13 protein-coding genes and 1 pseudogene are annotated in these 19,971 nt (G+C 39.0%); all 14 read left to right on the top strand.

Translation table 11 applies throughout. The features are described 5' to 3' along the window. Nucleotides 1-74 precede the first annotated feature (74 nt). The 14 genes and pseudogenes from yaaA (at nt 75) to ACT89M_RS18730 (ending at nt 19,953) form a co-directional block, all read left to right on the top strand. Nucleotides 75-827 carry a peroxide stress protein YaaA gene (gene yaaA, locus ACT89M_RS18795; RefSeq protein WP_308723147.1) on the top strand — a complete coding sequence of 251 codons (753 nt, stop codon included), beginning with the start codon at nt 75-77 and terminating at the stop codon, nt 825-827. A 237-nt stretch (nt 828-1,064) separates the two neighbouring features. After that, nucleotides 1,065-4,370, top strand: a complete 3,306-nt coding sequence (locus ACT89M_RS18790; protein ID WP_308723146.1) for a hypothetical protein — start codon at nt 1,065-1,067, stop codon at nt 4,368-4,370. A 30-nt stretch (nt 4,371-4,400) separates the two neighbouring features. Next, a complete protein-coding gene (locus ACT89M_RS18785; protein WP_308723145.1) occupies nt 4,401-9,629 on the top strand; it encodes a polymorphic toxin-type HINT domain-containing protein in 5,229 nt (1,742 codons plus the stop codon). 23 nt (nt 9,630-9,652) lie between these two features. Beyond that, nucleotides 9,653-9,994: a hypothetical protein gene (locus ACT89M_RS18780; protein ID WP_154888357.1), complete on the top strand. Its 342-nt coding sequence runs from the start codon at nt 9,653-9,655 to the stop codon at nt 9,992-9,994. A 237-nt stretch (nt 9,995-10,231) separates the two neighbouring features. Further along, nucleotides 10,232-10,504, top strand: coding sequence for a WXG100 family type VII secretion target (locus ACT89M_RS18775; protein WP_308723144.1), 273 nt, complete (start codon nt 10,232-10,234; stop codon nt 10,502-10,504). A 115-nt stretch (nt 10,505-10,619) separates the two neighbouring features. Next, nucleotides 10,620-10,887: pseudogene (locus tag ACT89M_RS18770) on the top strand (hypothetical protein); the annotation flags it as partial. Nucleotides 10,888-11,195: 308 nt separating this feature from the next. After that, nucleotides 11,196-12,524, top strand: coding sequence for a WXG100 family type VII secretion target (locus ACT89M_RS18765; protein ID WP_308723143.1), 1,329 nt, complete (start codon nt 11,196-11,198; stop codon nt 12,522-12,524). A gap of 13 nt (nt 12,525-12,537) precedes the next feature. Further along, nucleotides 12,538-13,026, top strand: a complete 489-nt coding sequence (locus tag ACT89M_RS18760) for a hypothetical protein (protein WP_308723142.1) — start codon at nt 12,538-12,540, stop codon at nt 13,024-13,026. Between the two features lie 595 nt (nt 13,027-13,621). Next, nucleotides 13,622-14,221 (top strand): pentapeptide repeat-containing protein, encoded by a 600-nt coding sequence (locus ACT89M_RS18755; protein ID WP_308723141.1) that lies wholly within the window; start codon nt 13,622-13,624, stop codon nt 14,219-14,221. Nucleotides 14,222-14,446: 225 nt separating this feature from the next. Next, the gene (locus tag ACT89M_RS18750; protein WP_308723175.1) at nt 14,447-14,914 is read left to right on the top strand and encodes a DUF6985 domain-containing protein; all 468 of its coding nucleotides are present in this window, start codon (nt 14,447-14,449) and stop codon (nt 14,912-14,914) included. 75 nt (nt 14,915-14,989) lie between these two features. After that, nucleotides 14,990-15,475 (top strand): hypothetical protein, encoded by a 486-nt coding sequence (locus ACT89M_RS18745; RefSeq protein WP_308723140.1) that lies wholly within the window; start codon nt 14,990-14,992, stop codon nt 15,473-15,475. A 745-nt stretch (nt 15,476-16,220) separates the two neighbouring features. Then, the gene (locus ACT89M_RS18740; RefSeq protein ID WP_308723139.1) at nt 16,221-17,459 is read left to right on the top strand and encodes an ABC-three component system protein; all 1,239 of its coding nucleotides are present in this window, start codon (nt 16,221-16,223) and stop codon (nt 17,457-17,459) included. After that, nucleotides 17,456-17,971: an ABC-three component system middle component 4 gene (locus ACT89M_RS18735; RefSeq protein ID WP_308723138.1), complete on the top strand. Its 516-nt coding sequence runs from the start codon at nt 17,456-17,458 to the stop codon at nt 17,969-17,971. Before ACT89M_RS18740 ends, ACT89M_RS18735 begins: the two co-directional genes overlap by 4 nt. Beyond that, nucleotides 17,971-19,953, top strand: a complete 1,983-nt coding sequence (locus ACT89M_RS18730) for a hypothetical protein (protein WP_308723137.1) — start codon at nt 17,971-17,973, stop codon at nt 19,951-19,953. Before ACT89M_RS18735 ends, ACT89M_RS18730 begins: the two co-directional genes overlap by 1 nt. The last annotated feature ends 18 nt before the right edge of the window (nt 19,954-19,971 follow it).

Below are 19,971 nucleotides of genomic sequence, written 5' to 3'. Positions count from 1 at the left end.
GATTGGATTCATCTGCCTAATCCTGTACAATGAATAACGACATAACAACGGTAGATTAAGGATGGATTAGAACGATGAGGATTATTATATCACCAGCCAAGAAGATGAAGGTCGACACCGATCTGATGGCTAGCGCGCAAATGCCGCAATTTATTAATGAGTCTGAACAACTCCTGAGTCTGCTTCAGACGTTATCCTATGATGAGCTCAAAGCGCTCTGGAAGTGCAACGACGCTATCGCGGAACTGAACATGGAGCGGATTCGGAGCATGAATGTAAAAGAAAATCTTACACCAGCAATCTATTCGTATGAAGGCATTCAGTATCAATATATGGCGCCGGGTGTTTTTCAGCAGGAAGAGCTGGCGTATCTGGAGCAACATTTGCGCATATTATCCGGGTTGTATGGCATGCTGCGTCCTTTGGACGGGGTTACCCCGTATCGGTTGGAGATGCAGGGCAAGTTGCAAGGGCCGGAATTCAAATCCCTTTATCAGTTCTGGGGCAGCAAGCTGGCTGATCAGCTTCAATCCGAAAGCAACTGCATTCTGAATCTGGCTTCCAAAGAGTACAGCAAGAACATCACGCCTTTTTTGAAGGAGGAAACCCGGTTTGTCACTTGTGTATTCGGACAAATGGTTGGTGGGAAACTTGTGGAGAAGGCAACCCGCGCGAAAATGGCCAGAGGTGAGATGGTACGTTATATGGCAGAGCGGAAAATAACAGATGTGGAAGATATCAAAGGATTTGATCGGTTAGCGTTTGTTTTCTCGGAAGAGCTGTCGGATGAGAGTACTTATGGGTTTGTTTATTCGGAAGAAAAGTAGTAGTGAACCTAATTTAATATGTAAGAGAGTAATAAACTGTTTTATTCTATCCAAGAGTCGCCATTTGGCGGCTTTTTTTGTTTTATTTACACCCTTAAAAGGAAAATAGTCCCTAAAATCAAGGACTAAATAACTATTACCTAAATTAAGGAAAATGACGATACTTATAATTCGACCATCTTTATCTCTTTTAAGGGATGAATTGGAAGATGAATATAAAGGAGGAAAAGAAATTTCATGAATTTACGAAAAGGCTTTATTATTTTTCTAGTTTTCTGGCTTGCTATTGGAACCATGCTTCCAACCAGCGGTTATGCACTTTCAGATCCATCAGCTTCAATAATAACGTCCGAAATCACGGGTGATGATGTTAACCGTTCTACGGAGGATGCAGTGCTGTTAGGGCAGGCGGATGTAGAGGGTTGGGATCCAGATTTCTATGAAGAACCTGAGGATGTAAATGAAGGTGAAGAACATATGAAGGAATCAGACCCGTTTACGGTGACGGATGATACATACGGAGAGCACATGTTCACTACCCAAGCAGCGGCTTTGGCGAACGAAACACTAGTCATGAATCCGGGAGAATCATATACATTCACCAATACCGGGACCGTTGCCAGGAGTTTAAGTATCAATGCATCAACCTCAAGAGGCAGTGCATATGATTATGCCAATTATAGACCGGACGGAAGTATTTCAGGTGATAATTTAGATTTTACTGGAAGTATAACGGTAAATTCAGGCTACACGATCGTCATTACATCAAGCGGGGAAAATCCTTTCACCGTTACGGTTCGACCGGAGTTTTCCTATGGTGTGTCCACAAACCCTGCGATGCACCGAGTTACTTTATCCAAAGGAGAAAGTTACCGCTTCTTCAATGAAGGATCACAGTCAAGAGTTTTAAGTGCGGGTACTTCCACAACCCAGGATAAGAAGATAGATTACGCTGTTTACAAAGAAGATGGTAGTCTTGTAAGTTCAAATTTTCAAACTACAGGCAAGCCTTCTGTTGCTGGAGGAAATGAAGTTATTATTACAGGTGCAGGTTCACAGCCTGTTAGTGTTGGTTTTCCCTATGAAGTATACACGGGTGACTGGAGTGACGAGCCGGCGTATACACGAGTAACTTTGAATCAAGGAGAGAGTTATCAGTTTACGAATATTAGTTCCAAATCGGATGCGCTTCAGAGTGATGGAACCTCTAAAGATAAACATGATTACGTTGTTTATCTTCCCGATGGTACAGAAAGTACGACCGGGACCAATTCAACCACCAAGCCGACGATCGCTGCGGGCAGAACAGCTGTGGTGACACTGGTAACCTCGACACCTGTGACTTACGGTGTGCCATACAGAACTTTCGATGTTCAGAGAGCTGGCGGAGATGCGATAACAAGAGTTATTGTGTACCCTGGAGAATCTGTTATTTTCCGGAATAATGGATCATTAGCCAACCCAATTAAAAACAATGCGAGCAGCGCCAACGGAGCTGTGTTTGATTACACCTTGTATACCTCGGAAAATGTTGTGCATTCTGACGGCTTTAACAAAAATATTAATCCAATCATTCGATCCCAAGGTTACGCCGTTGTATCCGTTGTAGGACAAGTTCCGATTGAATTTAGTTACACGGATGATTTTTCCTTTGAATACAGCCTGGAACCTTCCCATCACCGTGTAACGTTGAACCAAGGGGAAAGCGTGACATTCTGGAACTATGGTAAAAGTCAGGAATATCTCGATAGTGATGCTTCATCAAGTAACAAATCTCGTTTATTTGATTATGTAACTTATTACCCCGATGGTACGGAGCGCAGCACCAAAAAATCAACCTCAACAGCTCCGGTTGTTTTTTATGGGAACAAAGCCGTAGTTACAGGTGTATCCGAACAGCCTGTAACGATGGGTGCCATCTATACCATTTTTGATGTGGAGGATCGGCCTAACGAAGCCTTGAGTAAGATTACTGTTGAACCGGGACAATCCGTGAAATTTCATAACGGCGGTTCACTTTGGAATCCAATCCGGAGTAATGCAAAGTCGGTGGCCTCACTCTATGACATTGTTGTATATAAATCAGACGGCAAAGCATATAGTGACAAATTCAATAACAATGGTAGTCTCGCTAATATTCCATCTGGCGGAGAAGCCATTGTTACCGTCGTAGGAAGCACACCTGTGTTATTTGAATACACAGATGATTTTTCTGTAGTAGATAGCCAGGAACCCGCTTATTTGCGTGCAACGTTAAACAAAGGAGAGAGTTATGCCTTTACAAATATAAGTTCAGATTCCAAGAGGGTCAGGACTGATGCTTCTAGTAATCAACAGAGAGTCTTTGATTATATCATCTATAATGCAGATGGAACGGAATCTTCTAAGAGAACAGCCGTTGCTTTTGATCCCCTTGTCTCGGGTAGCAAAAAAGTTGTCGTTACGAATATCTCTGAGCAAGCGATAACGTATGGAGGGATTTATCGTATTTTCCGTGGACAAGACGATGAAGTCCCTTCACCTGAAACGGAAATTACGGTGAAGCAGGGACAGAGTGCAGTATTTACTAATCCGGGTTCAACAACGGCTCTAATAAATCGGGTAGGAACAAACAACTCCATAGTTGATTTTGTAGTTTACGAAGGCACTAATAAATTCTTGTATCTAACTGCAGGTTCGGACTTGGATACTTGGGAAATACCTGCTGGCGGAACACTCGTTATGACTGCAATATCTTCTCAGCCAGTAACGATTCAATATAGCGTGCCTGTGACAGCTAGTCCCAGTCAGGAGCCTGCACTCCTTAAACGGAATTTGGAGCCAAACACTACGGCAGTGTTCTCTAACACATCTTCTTTCTCATCCGTGCTTTTTACATCTCAAGTAGAAGGATTGGTCTACGATTACGTAATCCGTAATCAGAACCAAGTCGTTGTTAAGGAAGGGGAAAATGCAGTAGGACCGCAACATGTACCTGGAAGATCGGATATTCAGGTGCATAATGTGTCAGACCAAACGTTGAAATTCGTAGCTCCATACCGCAATTTTACGGTCAAACAAGTGGAAGTAGAGTTTATGACTTTGTATGAGAACACAGAGACAGAGCTTCCCAAAGTGCAACAGGGGAATGTCTACTATCGATTCAGCCCTTACAACTCGGCCAAATATCGTATCGCGATAAAAGAATCAGAGGATTTTTCCATTGAGCCGCGGATTGAATTGTATGAGGACAAGGAACTCAGCATACCTCTAGTTGCTTCAGTAGATCAGGAGCAGGTGTATGGCGAGCAATATACGGTGCTTGAATGGGATCTGCAGGGTGGGAAAACATATTATCTCAAACTGAGTGAGAAGAATGGAAAAACGATAAAAGGAAGTATAAAAGCGGCTACTATGCGAATCCGCAATGATAACAGCTATGAATACGGTTATGCGAATCAGCTACTAAAAGTCGTGCTGTACACAGGAGATCAGATTGTATTTGAGTATGACCGTAACGGTAATTTAACGAAAAGAACAAAGAAAATTTTCCCATTTAATTAATGATTGTTAATACTTGGTTGAGGTGATGAAGTGTTTAAGAAAATAACATTGATATGGTTATGTGCGATATTAGTTTTTAGTGGGCTTGGCTCTTTTGCGTATGAAGGGCAGGCTGCGGCGGCATCGTCGTCAGAAGGAAGAGATTCTCTTCCTTCAGCTACCTATATTACAATTCATAGTTTGCAAGAGCAGTTTGGTATTCAAGAGGAATGGATCAGAGCGAAACTGGATCAAGGTTACTCCTTGTATCAGTTGTATAAGGCGTTACAGACAGATCGCTCAGGCGGTGCGGCTGCTGAGAACTGGCTTCAAACCCAGGAAATCAGCGAACCGCATACAATGGAGGGGCTACGCCCTTCCTCATCCACAACGTCGGATTCATCTCAGCTCAAACCATTTTCAATCCTTGCAGCTGATGATGAAGTTCCAGGTACAGGAACAACCGTGGATCAAACAGGGCTTGATCATGTCGATCTTCGGGATGAAGCATCCCGGTATATGACGTCTTATGGAGCTGAGTCCATCTCAACCGCTACAGGAGAGATGACGATTCAAAGTGCCGATCTGTCACTTCCGGGTTTGATTCCCTTCGATCTGACGCGTATTTATGATACAGCTAGAGCCAATGGACAACTTGGGGTGGAGTATGACGAAGCGACTCAAACGTATTCCAATGCGGTAACACCGCGTAAAGAAACAGCTGCCGGCCTTGGGCAAGGCTGGCGTTGGGATCTACCTTTTATGGAACAACGTGGTGAGAACCAGTACATTTATGTTCCAGGTGTGGGCTATTATCGTTTAAACGCAAATTTGGAACTAGAAGGTTATGCATGGAATGATATTTCATTTAAAAAAGATGCAACTGTAACGGTGGATGGGGTAGCCAGCAGTTATCGTTTATCCATCCGGAACGGGTACGAGTATTTGTTTACACAAACAGGGGAATTGTTGCAGATTACGGATGCCTACCGGAACACGGTCAATATTAAATATACGACTTCAAATGGTAACCGTGTTATCTCCCGGATCGAAAATAGCGAAGGTCAAGCGCTGACGTTTACGTATAGCGATCTGAAAATGATTGTTCAGCTTGCTGGAACGGATCGGAAAGTGACCTATACGCAGCGTGAGGACGGAAATATTCGTATTCTGAGAGAGTTTACGGATGCGCTGGATCGAACAACGACCTATACGTACTATTATCCGGAATCCAAATTCAACTTTTTACCGGAGCTTCAACAAAATCAGAGTGCACATGGTGTGACGCATACAGCGTTGCTGTCGCGTATTACGAGCCCATCCTCAGCGATAACAGATTATGCCTACATACCGGCTTTGAAGCAGGTTGGAACATCTTCTGTACATTTTGTATACAAAGTAAGAGAGCGCAAAAGTCATTTTAGTTCAACAGATGCCGAAGGTAATCTGGACAAAGTTAATTTCGAATACTCTGGAGAGGATCTGGAGTCATACGGTAAATCCGCTTCATGGACGACCAAAGTGAAATCAGGAAATACAGTGGATACATGGAAGTTCTCCAAATCATTCGGTGCAGCTCAACAGCCGGATTTAATCCGGGTGGACAAGCATGAATTAAGTGCAGATGGCGTCGTCTATAACACGGAGTACAAGTACGATAGCCAAAATAAACGGAATCTGCCTACAGAACAATCCGAATGGACTAGTGAGAACGGTCGCACAGGAGATAAACTGACCACTACGGTGACGTATGATCCGAATGGAATGGTTACTTCCGAGAAGCAAAGTACGGGACAAGAATCCACTTACGCCTATGAAACCGGGAAGTCTCCGTACTTTTGGATCCAACCGATTCGTACAACGACTAAGATTAATGACAGGTTAGAAAGATACACCGAAACGACTTATAATGGACAAGGATCTGTATTACGAAGTGTAACCAAAAACGGATACGGAGGACAGGTATTATCTGACTCCGAAATCAAACTCGATGCAAAAGGCAGAGTTGTCACGACAACGGATAAAGGTGGTTATCTGGCTAAAGACCGCGTGGTGACGTTGAGTTATGATGCGAATGCGGGACATTTAGTTCAATCGAAATCTACCATTGTGAATGATATTGCAGGGAAAGCAACTCCTTACGTCGATTCATATGAATATAATGGTGCTAGTGAACTGAAAAAAGTAACCGATGCTTCCGGTGAAGAAGAAACGTATCAGTATGACCAGGCCGGACGGGTTCTTCAAGTCACCCATGCGGATGGCACAAAATCAGTCACTGCATATGATGATGTGAGAAATATCATTACCAACACCGCCCCGGACGGTATGGTTGCCAAAGAGCGGTATAATCCGTTAGGTCTTCTGGCAGAAGAACAGACGGCAGAGGCTACCTATAAGTATGCCTACGATCAAGAAGGAAATGTCACAGCGGTTGAAGATGCTGAAGGAAATGTAACCCGATTTGTCGTAGATGCGTTGGGCCGAACAACCAAGACTCAATACCCGGATACGACCACGGCTAAGACAGCGTATAACGCTGTAGATCGTACGGTAACGTATGAAGATGCTGCTGGTAACAAAACCCGAGAAAAAAGAGATGTATTGGGTCGCGTGACAGTGATGGAAGAATATCAGAACGGTGCATACGTTCCATTGCAGCAGAAGGAGTATGATCTGGATGGCAATGTGACGGCATCTATTGATGGTAACGGCGAACGAACAACGTATACGTATGATGCTACTGGTCAGATTGCAACGGCTACCACACCGAAGCAAGAGACAAGCCGTTATTTCTACAGCTATCAAGGTCAGACGACTCAGGTCGTATCAGCGAATGGTCAGACGGTAACCAAACAGTATGATGAACTGGGCAGGCTGATTAAACAGACACCCCCTATTCAGGATGGCTCTGCAACCAGCTACTACTATGATAAACGAAGCAATCTGATCAAAAAGCAGGATCGCCTTGGAAAAGTCACCGAATACACGTACAACAGTGACGACATGCTCACAAACATGAAGGCACCAGATACGAGCGTATCGTATACGTATGATGCTGTTGGGCGCAGAACATCCATGACCGACGACCATGGCAAAACGACGTACAGCTATCAGCAATCAGATGGAATATTGGACGGATTAACATTTCCAGATGGAACACAGTTGAGTTATGAAAATAATACACAGCAACGTCTGGGATACACGATGACAGATGTAAAGGGACAAGCCCTTCGTATTCACGGCGAGCTTGACGCGATGAATCGGGTCACTTCCATGGATATTACCTCGGGTACAGGAGGAGCCTCTGCTCTTGCTTCATCGGGAACAACACCGGTAGATCGTATGACGTTCAGTTACAAACCGAATAGCTTACTGGAAAAACTATCATTTGGTAAAGGGCTCAGTACGAGCTACCAATTTAACGGATATGACCTTTCAGGGGTTACGATCTCTCAAGGGACTTCCGCAGTTCAACAGTTTAGCTATGAGTACGACGGTAACAAAAACATGACGACCCGTACCCAAAACGGAAAAACGGATCAATACACTTATGATGAATTGAGCCGGATTCAGACTGAAACGGGCACGCAAAAAGAAACGTACACCTATGACCAGAACGGTAACCGATACAGTACCGGAAGCGGAAAAATATACGGTCTGAAGGATGCACAGTATACGTATGACAGTCAGAATCGTATGGTTAAAGCGACCGGAGAAGGTAAAACCGTAACCTATAGCTATAACGGTGATGGATTGTTGTACGAACGTACCGAAGGCGAGCAAACCATTCGGTATTACTATGACGAAGAAGCCAAACTGATGGCTGAGGCTGTAGTAACATCAGGAAAATCAGAGCTTACTTACGTTTATATCTATGACTTGTATGGGCAGCTATGGGCTCGTCAGGACAAAAAGACGGGCAAACTGGAGTACTACCAGTTGAACGGACATGGAGATGTCGTTGGTCTTGTGGACGATGCAGGCGAAGTTCTAAACAGTTACACGTACGACATCTGGGGCGGACCGTTAACCAAAGAAGAAACGGTACCGAATGTACTTCGATACGCAGGAGAATACTGGGATGACACCGTAGGTCTGCAATACTTGAGAGCTCGCTGGTACGACCCAGGCATGGCCCGTTTCATCGGTGAAGATACGTATGAAGGTGAACTGAATGATCCGCTGAGTCTGAATCTGTATTCTTATGTGAATAACAATCCGTTGAAATATGTGGATCCGAGTGGGCATATGGCAGAGCCTTACTATGCAACAGAGCTCAGATATTTGCTTAAGGAAGCTAGAGGAAAAGCTAGTTCACAGTATAGCCTGTATAAAAGTACAATACGAGATCGTTATGACTTTAATTCTTTTCTATATAAAAATCGGTTTAATTACTTGTATGATATGGCATTGGGTAAGAGTTCCTATTCTAAGTCTGCAGGTAATGTCAGCTGGGCAACTGAACAGTTAGTAAGTGAGTTGATCAAAGGGAAATCAGCAGAATATCTTGCAATACTTGCCATGGGGAATGTTTCAGGTGCGGCTTCTAAGGGCATTGGGAAAACTGCAGGTAAAACGAAAGCCCCTGCATCAAAAGGTTGTAATTGCTTTGTTGCTGGGACTAAAGTTCAAACAGACGAAGGGGAGAAACCTATCGAGGATATTGAGGTAGGGGATAAGGTTCTTGCTAAGTCTGATGAGACTGGAGAAGTAGCATATAAAGAGGTCGTGGGACTGTTCCAAAAGCAGGCTGATCAAATCTTTAAGGTTCACATCGGTGATGAAATAATAGAAGCCACGGCAGAACATCCATTCTGGCTTGACGGTAAAGGATGGACTTTCGTTAAAGACCTGAAAGTTGGCGACTTGCTTGTTTCGAGCGATGGTACTAAACTGGCTATAGATAAGATTGAGAAAGAGCCACGTGAAGCAACGGTTTATAACTTTGAAGTTAGAGACTTTAATTCTTACTTTGTTTCTAACCTTGGGATATGGGTTCATAATTGCGAGGTTAACATATCTAAACCCGCGGCAAGAACTGCAAAGAAGTTATCACCAGAAGCTAAGAAAGGTTACGAAGCCGCAATAAAAGGTCTAGAGTCAGGAGATCTAAGGGGATTGAATGCCCACGCTCTCACAGGTAAAAGAAAGGGACAATGGGCGGTAGATATCAAGGGTTCTGGTAGTGGTCGTGGAGATGCTAGAGTAATCTACACGAAAGACTCCAATGGAAAAATTAATGTGGTTGAAGTGATAACATCGCACAATGATTACTAATAGGATGAGGTGGAGGCGATTCAATGAAGCTTAGACATGTTATGTTAGAGGTATATTGCGAAGGTAATAATTCTAGCCCTCCATTCTGTTGTAAGGATGGAATTGGGAATCCTGGGTATCATTGTATATCTGAGAATTGTCCTAACGTAAGTTATACTTATGCTCCTTATGAGTTGGCTTACACAGGAGAATTTGGAGTAGTCCCCGACTCAAAGGCTTGGATTGGATTTGGGGGAGACATGTATCCAACTTCCAATGATGAAAAAAAGGAAGCTGAGTCTAAAGAGTTATGGGAACGCATATGCAGGCAGAAAATTCAAGAAGCTTATGTGGATTACATGAAACAAAAGGTGAAATTTGATTAAATATTAAAATTAACACTGCAGATCTTGGGGGGCAATAATCCTCAAGGTCTTTCTTTATTAGCCTATACCCCAGTGCTGAATGAATCGTATGGCACGTCTCTAAAGAACTTTACCCTTACTAGCCCCGTATCAAAATTCCGTCAAAACTGTGTACGCACAGTTACATGCTTGAATGTTATGACCTATTTAGGAGGTTAGCCGGATAAATATCCTAAATAAAATGAGCGGTGAAAACGGATGAGTACAATCATAGTAACACCTGAGCAGTTACATCACTTATCAAGTCAGGTGGATCATGCGAGGCAGCAATTGGAGCATATCCAAGATAATCTCTCCATTCAGATCATGTTTCTTCAAGCCATGTGGATGGGTGTGACACAGGAGCGCTTTTATGATGATTTTGCTAGGTCGCGTCCAGTTCTGCAGAAAGCACTGGAGAGTATGGTGTATACTTCGAAAGTGCTAAAGGATATCGTTCAGCGCAAAGATACTGTTGTTTTTATAGGATAGATCGGATATTAGTCATGTTAATGTTTGATGAATTTACACAGTACAGAATGAATCCATCATTCAATCAATAACATAAGACCGTATAAAGACTTCTTTAATGGGTTCGAACAGGAGGAAAATGTTAAATGGTGGCGATGAGATGATGAAACGTCTTGTGTTATCTAAAGAGAACATTGGTGGTAAAAAAACTATGGTTAGAAGAAGATGTTGTTGGGGTTTTAGGAGGTTTTTTTCCGAAAGCTCCAATATGGATTAATGTATCTTTTATAGAAATGGAAGGAGATACCGCGATTTTCAAGTTGGAAACCAGTTTGCGTTTTAGAAAACCGACTTTATTAAGGAATGCTGAAACAGGTCAAGCTCCTTTTAAAGCCATTGTATAAGGTATGTGAAGATTATTTTTTTATCTCTTTACGGAAATTTAAGTGGGAGTTACTTAATAAGTAATGAGTCAATCATTTAACGAATAACTGTAGGTTGATCATGATCAGATACCATCGTGATTGATCTGTTCTTTTGTTATTTTCGTTTCTCCCGGTTTATCAAAAGAATCGCAAATTTATGTATCTAAACCGATAGTCACGGTGGAGAGTAGCTTTACGAAGTTAAATCAGGAAGTTAGCCGGATGAAATTGCCATTAAACTTCTGCTAACATAGATATATTCTACATAAAATAAGCGGTGAAAACGGATGAGTACAATCAAAGTAACACCTGAGCAGTTACATCACGTATCCAGTCAGGTGGATCAGGCGAGGCAGCAATTGGAGCATATCCAAGATCATCTCTCCAGGCAGATGATGTTCCTTCAAGCCATGTGGATGGGTGTGACACAGGAGCGTTTTTATGATGATTTTGCAAGGTCACGACCTGTACTGCAAAAGGCATTGGAAAGCATGGTGTATACTTCGAAAGAGTTGAAGGATATTGCGACACGGTTTGAGAATGCAGATGCGGAGAAAGGCAGTCTGGGCGGTGTTATTGGTGCTGTTGGTGCGGCAGCAATGATGAAGAGCTCAGTACGTGATGCGGGTTCGGAGGACAAAGGCTACCGGATGGCACAAGTGAATATCTATGGTAGGCTGATGTGGATGCCTGTAAACGAAAATGGTGTTCCCGATCAGGCGTCTCTGCAAGCTTATGAGAAGGATCAGGGGCATTTGGATATTAACCGGATGCAAGCAACAGGTCATGTGGAAGAGCCGGGGGAAGATATTAATGCGTTGCAGATTAAAGCTTTTGAAAACCGAATTCACCCCTTCACGGGCGAGCCTGTGTCTGATAAGTATGCTCAGATGATGCTGACTTCTCTGAAATTCAGCCAAATCGTTGTGGCTTTTCAGATGGTTCGCGGAAGTATACCGGGTCGCAAAGGGCCGTTTCGCTTACCTGCTTCTGATCCGGCTGTGGCAAAGATTAAAAAGAATTTGGAAGCGGCTGAAGCGAGGAAAGGTAGTAATATTAAAGGGGCGGGTAAACCTGATTTTATAATAGACCCTGTTGAGATGAAAAGGTATATCACAGCGCCTGAAGATGGATTTCAAGCATTCCTTGAGCGGAAGTACATTGACATTAGGAAATCAGGGCTTGATGACATCGCAACTGTTGCTAAAAATACAGGATTAACAGAAGAACAGATATTAAAAATGAAAAGGCACTTATTCTTAGATACTAAACAGTTATCTGTTCGTGGTAAGCCCTACGAAGAATTATATTTTCAAGCTGATCCTGATATTTCATATGCATGGCAAAAGGCACAAAAGGGAGAACTTAATAATGCAGAAAAGGGTTGGTTTAGGGACCTAGCAAATCATGAGATTAAAGAAAAAGAATATATGGATGGTGGTATGCCATTAAGAGATAAATCAACATGGAATGCAAAAAAAGATACATTTGATGTTGTTCCAGAGAAAAATGCACATGATAAAGCAGATGTAACAGACCCCAATCCCCCACCTTTTCCTGGTTATGATGCTTCTAAGGATTTTAATAAACATTTTGATAAAGATATCGAATACTAATGAGGTGAACGAAATGTATCTTGAGAGTGCGAAATTAAAAATAAATAATATACATTGGGATAAGGTAGGAACAATTGTGACTGATGAAGATTCTAAATTAGGTTATGAGTTTTTAAGAAGATTAGCTGTTTTTTTTAAAGAGGAACAGCTAAAACCCCTACCACCAGCTTTTACGAATATAGCAAAATTGCTGGGTGACGTTGAGGATGAAATAGAGATTTCAATGTATTGTAGTCCAGAAGCAGTAAAGTTTTTAAACAAAAATTTGTATGTACAAAGAATATTTGAGTATTATTTACAGCTGGCTAAGTATGCAGACAAATCACCAATTGCCCATAAATACTTGAATATTTATGAACTTTTAATAAAAGTTTTTGAAAGAGGTGGCTCATTTTCTATTAAACCGCTTGCATTAGATATAACAAATGTTGCTCATTTCCCTTTGAATGAATGGTATACTAGGTTTTTGGAAAAAGAACCGATTGACATTAAAGACCTTTAATCTTGGAATAACGAAAAATTCAAATAATAGAAGCATATTTAAATTTACCACGTATAAGTTCCAAGGAATGATTTAAAACATTTCAACGCTCAGCAATATAGCGGCAAGTTGTGGGGAGTCTATAGCACACATATGGCTGATTAATCAACGCATTAATTAAGAAAATTTATCAACCGTCCTGATTGGTATAAGACGTATTCAGAGTTGTATTATCAATCATAGGTTAAAGACAGCCCTAAAGACCAACCTTTAGGGTTCCTTTGTTGTGAAGCTAACCGATGCTGTATCAGTTATTCAAGAAATTGTAGGAGTTCAACATGGTAGATTCAAAGATTAGGAAGGAGTACTTACTGTGTTAAAATAAAAAATATAAAGCATTTAGATGCAGGATTTTATACGGAATCTACTTATACCCCATCTGTACAAACATATAATATATTGACAGAACATATGTCAGATGATTGTATTCCAATTCAAATTGAATGTGGCGGAGGTATTTGGTTGTATAATGAAGGGGCTCTTGGTTGAACATGAAAGCAATGGATGAAGCGTGAATAGAAGTTGGAATATTGGACCTTACATAAGGAGTGAGAAAATGGAAGGGAAAGATATTATTAATATGTTTGCTTTGCATAAAAAGTGGGTTGAAGCAATTGGTGATGAAGGTGAGCAGTTAAAGTTAGATGAAGTTGATTTAAGAGTATTTGACTTATCTGATGTATTACTCGAACAATCCTATTTAATAGATTGCACTTTTGATGATCTCAAACTGGAAAATGTTGATTTTCATTCATCATTATTAGCCTCATCAACTTTTATCAATGCATCTTTAGATCAATGTGATTTTTATAAATCAGATCTCAGGTATACGGATTTTTCCAACTGCATCATTAAAAATAGTAGATTTAGTAAAGGTGATTGTTGGGAAGCAGCATTTAATAACGCATGCTTAGTTGATTGTAATCTGATTAATGTGTCTTTTGATCTAACGGATTTTAGAAATGCAAGACTAGAAAATGTAGATATAAGTGTATCGACATTTAAAGATACGTTGTTAAACGGAGTAACACTAAAGAGTATTAAAGGGATAGAAGAAGCGTTTTTTCGAAGTATAAATATTGGCACACCGGAAAAACCAGTGTTGTTAGAAAAAGAAGAAGCTAGGAAATGGTTTTTAGAAAAGTGTGAACCCTAATATTTGTTTCACTACATCAAACAGGTTGATCTTAGTTGGGTACTACAATGATTGACCTGCTTGGGTTATCTTCGTTTTCTGCCTGCCAGGTTTGTAGATAACAAAGAAGGGGATGCTGCAATACAACATTACAGTGAGAACAAATCTGCTAACTTCTCTGAGAATACAATTCTCTGGCGTGTGGACCTAGAGGACTTTAAAAAAATAGTTGAGGAAGGTCTTATAATGAAAATTAATGATTCAGTTTTCGGCGAGCTTGAACATGATTATGTATGGACTAAGGACATGACTATTCAATTTTTTGAGAATGAAAACAAAATATCACTCATGATTGATGGAGATGAGGACGGTATATTTGATGAAGAACAGTACCTGGCATATCAGGCATTAATGAAAAATTGGAATGATTTGCAGCAAAATTTCTTACAAAAACTCTTAGAATATTATCAACAAAAGCGATATGAACTGGGTTATGATATTGCTTTTCATGAGAACTATCCCTTAGTTGAAACAACGGACCAAATTCTGGAGATGATTGAGTTAGATGGAATTGTGGTTCCCTATGGAGATATCAGGGAAGGCCGAGATATTGGAGTACTATTTAATTGCTCATGGGACAAGGAAAATGGAGTGGGACTTCGTTTATTGGATGAAGAAGTGATTGAGGTAGGTTACCAGGATATTGTAATTTAATTTTGCTCAAGCTTGCAAACAACTACAAAATATCAGGTCGTCCGTGGAACATAATCAGGAGGGGATTACAATCTCATGGGCACTTCAGCTGTTATTTTAACGCAGAAAGATAAATATTCTCCAGAACAGCTCCTGGCTGATACGATTGTTGCGGCTTTTCATTCGGACGCTGCTCTTTATTTCTATAACAACAAAACGTATACCAATGAAGGAGAATTTTTATATACAACGCTTAACATTAACCGTAAGTCACCTACAGATGACAATGAAGCTTCATTGATTTTCCATATTCACAGCATAAGTAGCCCGAGTACTGAATTTTATGCTCACGAAGATTTAGGTTTAGATCTTAGCGAAACCTTATGTCAGGTCGGTCATATTGAAGATATCTATGGTAATCAGGAGTTAATACTTCATTTTATTTATGAATATCTCAAACTGAATCCTGATGATTATTTCTGGATAACAGACAATGATTGGCTATACAGCTTGGAGGATATACAAAAACTGAAATCTTTACCGTATGACCGGATTGGTGTTATAAAAATCCCAAAGGACTAATTTCTAAGTGATGACAAAGGGAACATAAAGAATATTGATCCTGCATTCCGATTAATGGAAAAGATAGATGATGTATAAATTATTGACAACAAAAACTGAAATAGATCAATTAGTCGAATATTATTTCTGGATTATTGATTTTCCGAGAGGTTTAACATACTTCGGAGATCATGAGAGACATGGTTATGGTTCAGGTCCACTGGAAGTATAACTTTCATCCTATCACATGCCAGAAGAGGAAGAGTATATTGGTGATCAGAAAGTGTGTTTTATTGGAGAACCGCCAGCATATGATGAAGATGTAATGGCAGTCATGGAATATGATGATTTTATAACTATTTAGTCACTTACAGTGAGAAGGAGCACCCAGAAGCTAAACAGGATATTTGTATTTTTCTAGATATCGTAAAAAAGATTGGATATACATTCTTAGCTAATTAGTGAACATACATTAATGTAAAGAACAACGAATGTCTATATTTGGAGCGAATTGGTATAATCGGGAAGAGCATCGGGTGGATTTGACGGATTGTTATGAATAGTATTCTTTCCATAAAAAAAACAACCCTTAAGTGAATCTGATTAAGGGTTGTTTTTTTTTCATAATCATCATTTCTGTGACAAGAAATGACAACAATCGACGATCCTCTTCGGTTATACTGAACAATAGGTCTAAAGATTTAAAGTGGGTTACAAGACTTATATCTTTCTACTATATCTGCAATATAATAGGTGAGGGTCGAATATGAGTGCAATAGAATTTATTCAGAAAAATCAAAATAGGAACCTTGTTTTGTTTATTCATGGGTTTACTGGAAGTAATGAAACGTGGATTAATGATCTTGGACAAGAATTCCCCAGAATGCTGCTTGAAGATCGTCAAATAGCAGATAATTATGATTTTGCTTATATTAGTTATTATACAACACTAGTTGATATGTATGGTTTTAAGGTGAAAACCAGTTTTTTTAAGAGAATGTTTAACCATGAAACTGAAATTGCCAGGAAGAACTTGGGGATTAATCAATTAGGAGATTTTATTCAATCAGTGATTAAGTTCAACTGCGATTATTATGAGAATATAATCATTATTGCACATAGTATGGGAGGACTTGTTACTAAATCGTTTATTTTAAATGAATTGAATAAAGATGTACCTTCGAATAAAGTGAAATTGTTTATTTCATTAGCTGTACCTCATAATGGTACTGAATGGGGTAAACTAGGTGAAAAATTATTTAATAATGTGCAGGCAATTGATCTAAAACCACTAAGTCCAGTTCTTTCGAAAATTAATCAAAATTGGATTCATTGCAAATCATTACCGCAAACGATTTGTTTTTATGGACAATATGATGAAATAGTTGATGAGGGTAGCGCGATACTTTTTCAAGCTGAGAAACCAGAAACGGTGCCGTGTGATGACAATCATAACACTATCACTCGTCCAAAAGATAAAAGAAGGCATGTTTATGTAGCCATTCAATCAATTCTCCGTAAATTTGCAGAAGAAATTTCATTAGGAGAACCGTTTCAAGTTAGGCCTTTTGTCGATCAAGGAGAACTAGACGATGAGATATTTGTTTTAAGGCTTCTCATTGCAGACGTACATAATATTCATATTAATAGTGCAAAACAAACTTTCTTTAATGCAGAATACATGAGGAAAGTTTTGGTGAATCAAGGAGAACATGCAATAGCTACGCTAGCAGATTTATATTCAAGAATAGAAACCTTCTATTCTATTGCATTCGGCAAGTTAATGAGTGGTGATTTAAATGATAGTAATCATTTAGTAACATTTGTCCATGAACAGCTTAGCAAAGAAACAGATTTTTTAAAAAGTACGATTCCTTTACTTGGAGGCTTTCAGAAAATGGGGATGCTTCATCAGCTAATGAATATGATGGAAAAAGATTTATGGTGGGCTCAAAAGCAAAACATTCAATCTATAGAACAATTTAGAAAGGCTAGAGGTATATGAAGACACTACCATTTATTGTTCCGGAGAATGAGTCGAACGTAAGGTTAGCAAGATTGTTGATCCTCATTCAATTTTTAGGTGTAAGTAAAAGAGGGAAATTGCTTTTGAGTATAGAAAAATTATCCACATATGATTATTTAGTAAGAAATCCCGTTTTACTACAAAAAATTCTTGAGACTGTAGATCAAGGGAAATTGATGGATTTACAGGAGAAAGAAGCTGATTCAATTGAATCTCTCTTTCCTAATAGAGCTTCTTTATATGACTATAGTACTATAAAAAAAATAACATACTCTTTAATCTATAATGAATACATTTCTGTTGAACATAGTAAAGAAGGACATATCTTTTATTTTGCTACTGAACTTGGTAGAGAGTTTGTTGAGCAATTGGAGTCAACATATTTTAATAGAATTAAAGAACTTAGCAAGGTTCTTATCCCATTACAGAAATTCTCTGCCTCTCAATTACAAAAAATATTAAAATCAATTAATTACGGAGTGGTAATATAATGAAAAAAAATAAGTCTCCTCGATTAATATTAAAAAAACTCATACTTGTAGGTAGAGAAAAAAATTACATTGTTCCATTTACTTTAGGATTAAATATTATATATGGAGACTCAGATACGGGTAAATCTAGTATTCTTAATATGGTAGATTACCTTCTTGGTTCAAGCGAGGTTTTCTTATATGATGAAATGGAAATTCACGGGAAATATGGATTGTTGGAGCTGGAGTTAAATGATGATATATATACAATTAAAAGGGATATTTTTAATCCAAAGTCTCATATAGAGGTTTACCATTCGAATATTGATAAAATGGAAAGTGTTTTTCCAAAAGAATATGGCTCAAGTTTTGTAAAGGAAGGTCCAGATGGTTACTTTTCAGATTTTATGCTAGAAGCTTTGAACATCTCATTAGTTAAACTAAAACAAGCTCCTTCCAAAGCAGATTCGAAAATGTCTTCATTAAGTTTTCGTGACATTTTTAAATTTTGTTTTTTAGATCAAGATGATGTGGGGAATAAAGATATATTGGACCAAAAAAACCCTGTTGTTTTCGTGAAAAATAAAGAGACTTTTAAATTTTTGCATAATCTATTGGACAGTCAAATTACTGAATTACAAGAGGATATTGCGGAAAAGACTAGAGTTAAAAATGGAATTATCCAACAATTCACTATTATATCATCTTTTCTGAGAGAAGCGCGTCTTGAAACTACTGAATCCTTAGAGGGGAAATCAGAAAAATTAACTGAGGAATTGAAGATTCTCGATAATGAAATTCTACAGCTAACAAATAATATGAAATCAAATTCGGATCATGATAATGAACTTAGGGAGATTATTGTTACTAAACAGAGTCATCTCGATAGTCTAACATTAAATAAAATGTATAAAGAAACACAACTTGATCAAAATTTACGTTTAAAGAGGGATTATCAACAAGACATAGATAAATTATTGGCTTCTGTTGAGGTGATAAAGAAGCTCCCAAATCATGAAGGTCATCATGTCAATTGTCCTGTTTGTGACAATGAACTGCAGGCATCTAAATTCAATGAACTATTTAGTCAGTATGATTCTAGTTCTATAGAATTGGAAGTAAAGAGTTTGAAAAATCGTTTCAAAGAAATTTCCCTATTGATTGATAGAGATAGGGGAAGTATCTTGGATTTAATTGAAGAAACAACTTCACTTAGTGCTGAAATAAAAAAAGTAAAAGATATGTTAGATTTAAAAACCAATGAATTTGTTTCACCATTTATGTCTCAACGAGATTTGCTTAACACAAGGAGAGGTGAGATTAACGAGGAAATCAAACGTACTGATTATTTGCTTAAACTTCGAAATCAGCTGAACGAATTAACTAAAAGAACGGATGTATTAACCGAACAGATTTCACAATCGAACAGCAGAATGATAGGCCTTGTTGAAGGGGCACCATCTGTCGATGGTGTTTTAGCAAATATTGCGGATTGGTTAAATGAATTCTTAACTTTTATACCAATACGCAACCCTTATGGAATAAAAATTAGTGATAAAACATTTTTGCCAGTCGTTAGAGATAGAGACTACTCAAAACTAACCTCTGGTGGTTTGAGAACCTTAGTATCTATAGGCTATTTGTTTAGCTTGTTGAGGAACAGTTTGGATACAGATACTAATTTTCCAAGTCTACTTATGATTGATACTGTAGGTAAATATATTGGAAAAACTAAAGCTAAGTACTTGGAAAATACTAATCAATCAGAAGATACATTAGAAGGTATTAACGATCCTAAAAAGTATAAAAATATTTATAGTTATTTGAGTTCTTTAAGTGATGAGTTGGTTGAAAACTATGATTTTCAAGTGATTGTAGTAGATAATGACCTTCCTGAGTCAATGGAATCTCAATTAGATAAATATATTGTTAAGAAATTTAGTGTAGACGAAAGAGAAGGCTTTGAAATTGGGTTTATAAATAATGCGACTCCTAGAGTTTAGTGACTAAAAATAAAATTG

This window comes from Paenibacillus sp. NN59 (assembly GCF_057597225.1).
Note: the sequence above shows the minus strand (reverse complement) of the source record. Positions and strands in the feature narration are given on the sequence as shown.

What these genes read in the sequence shown, in the direction of transcription:
- ACT89M_RS18750 (WP_308723175.1), top strand. Translation starts at nt 14,447, where the DNA reads ATGAAAATTAATGATTCAGTTTTCGGCGAGCTTGAACATGATTATGTA.
- ACT89M_RS18775 (WP_308723144.1), top strand. Translation starts at nt 10,232, where the DNA reads ATGAGTACAATCATAGTAACACCTGAGCAGTTACATCACTTATCAAGT.
- ACT89M_RS18735 (WP_308723138.1), top strand. Translation starts at nt 17,456, where the DNA reads ATGAAGACACTACCATTTATTGTTCCGGAGAATGAGTCGAACGTAAGG.
- ACT89M_RS18745 (WP_308723140.1), top strand. Translation starts at nt 14,990, where the DNA reads ATGGGCACTTCAGCTGTTATTTTAACGCAGAAAGATAAATATTCTCCA.
- ACT89M_RS18790 (WP_308723146.1), top strand. Translation starts at nt 1,065, where the DNA reads ATGAATTTACGAAAAGGCTTTATTATTTTTCTAGTTTTCTGGCTTGCT.
- ACT89M_RS18760 (WP_308723142.1), top strand. Translation starts at nt 12,538, where the DNA reads ATGTATCTTGAGAGTGCGAAATTAAAAATAAATAATATACATTGGGAT.
- ACT89M_RS18780 (WP_154888357.1), top strand. Translation starts at nt 9,653, where the DNA reads ATGAAGCTTAGACATGTTATGTTAGAGGTATATTGCGAAGGTAATAAT.
- ACT89M_RS18730 (WP_308723137.1), top strand. Translation starts at nt 17,971, where the DNA reads ATGAAAAAAAATAAGTCTCCTCGATTAATATTAAAAAAACTCATACTT.
- ACT89M_RS18765 (WP_308723143.1), top strand. Translation starts at nt 11,196, where the DNA reads ATGAGTACAATCAAAGTAACACCTGAGCAGTTACATCACGTATCCAGT.
- yaaA (WP_308723147.1), top strand. Translation starts at nt 75, where the DNA reads ATGAGGATTATTATATCACCAGCCAAGAAGATGAAGGTCGACACCGAT.
- ACT89M_RS18740 (WP_308723139.1), top strand. Translation starts at nt 16,221, where the DNA reads ATGAGTGCAATAGAATTTATTCAGAAAAATCAAAATAGGAACCTTGTT.
- ACT89M_RS18755 (WP_308723141.1), top strand. Translation starts at nt 13,622, where the DNA reads ATGGAAGGGAAAGATATTATTAATATGTTTGCTTTGCATAAAAAGTGG.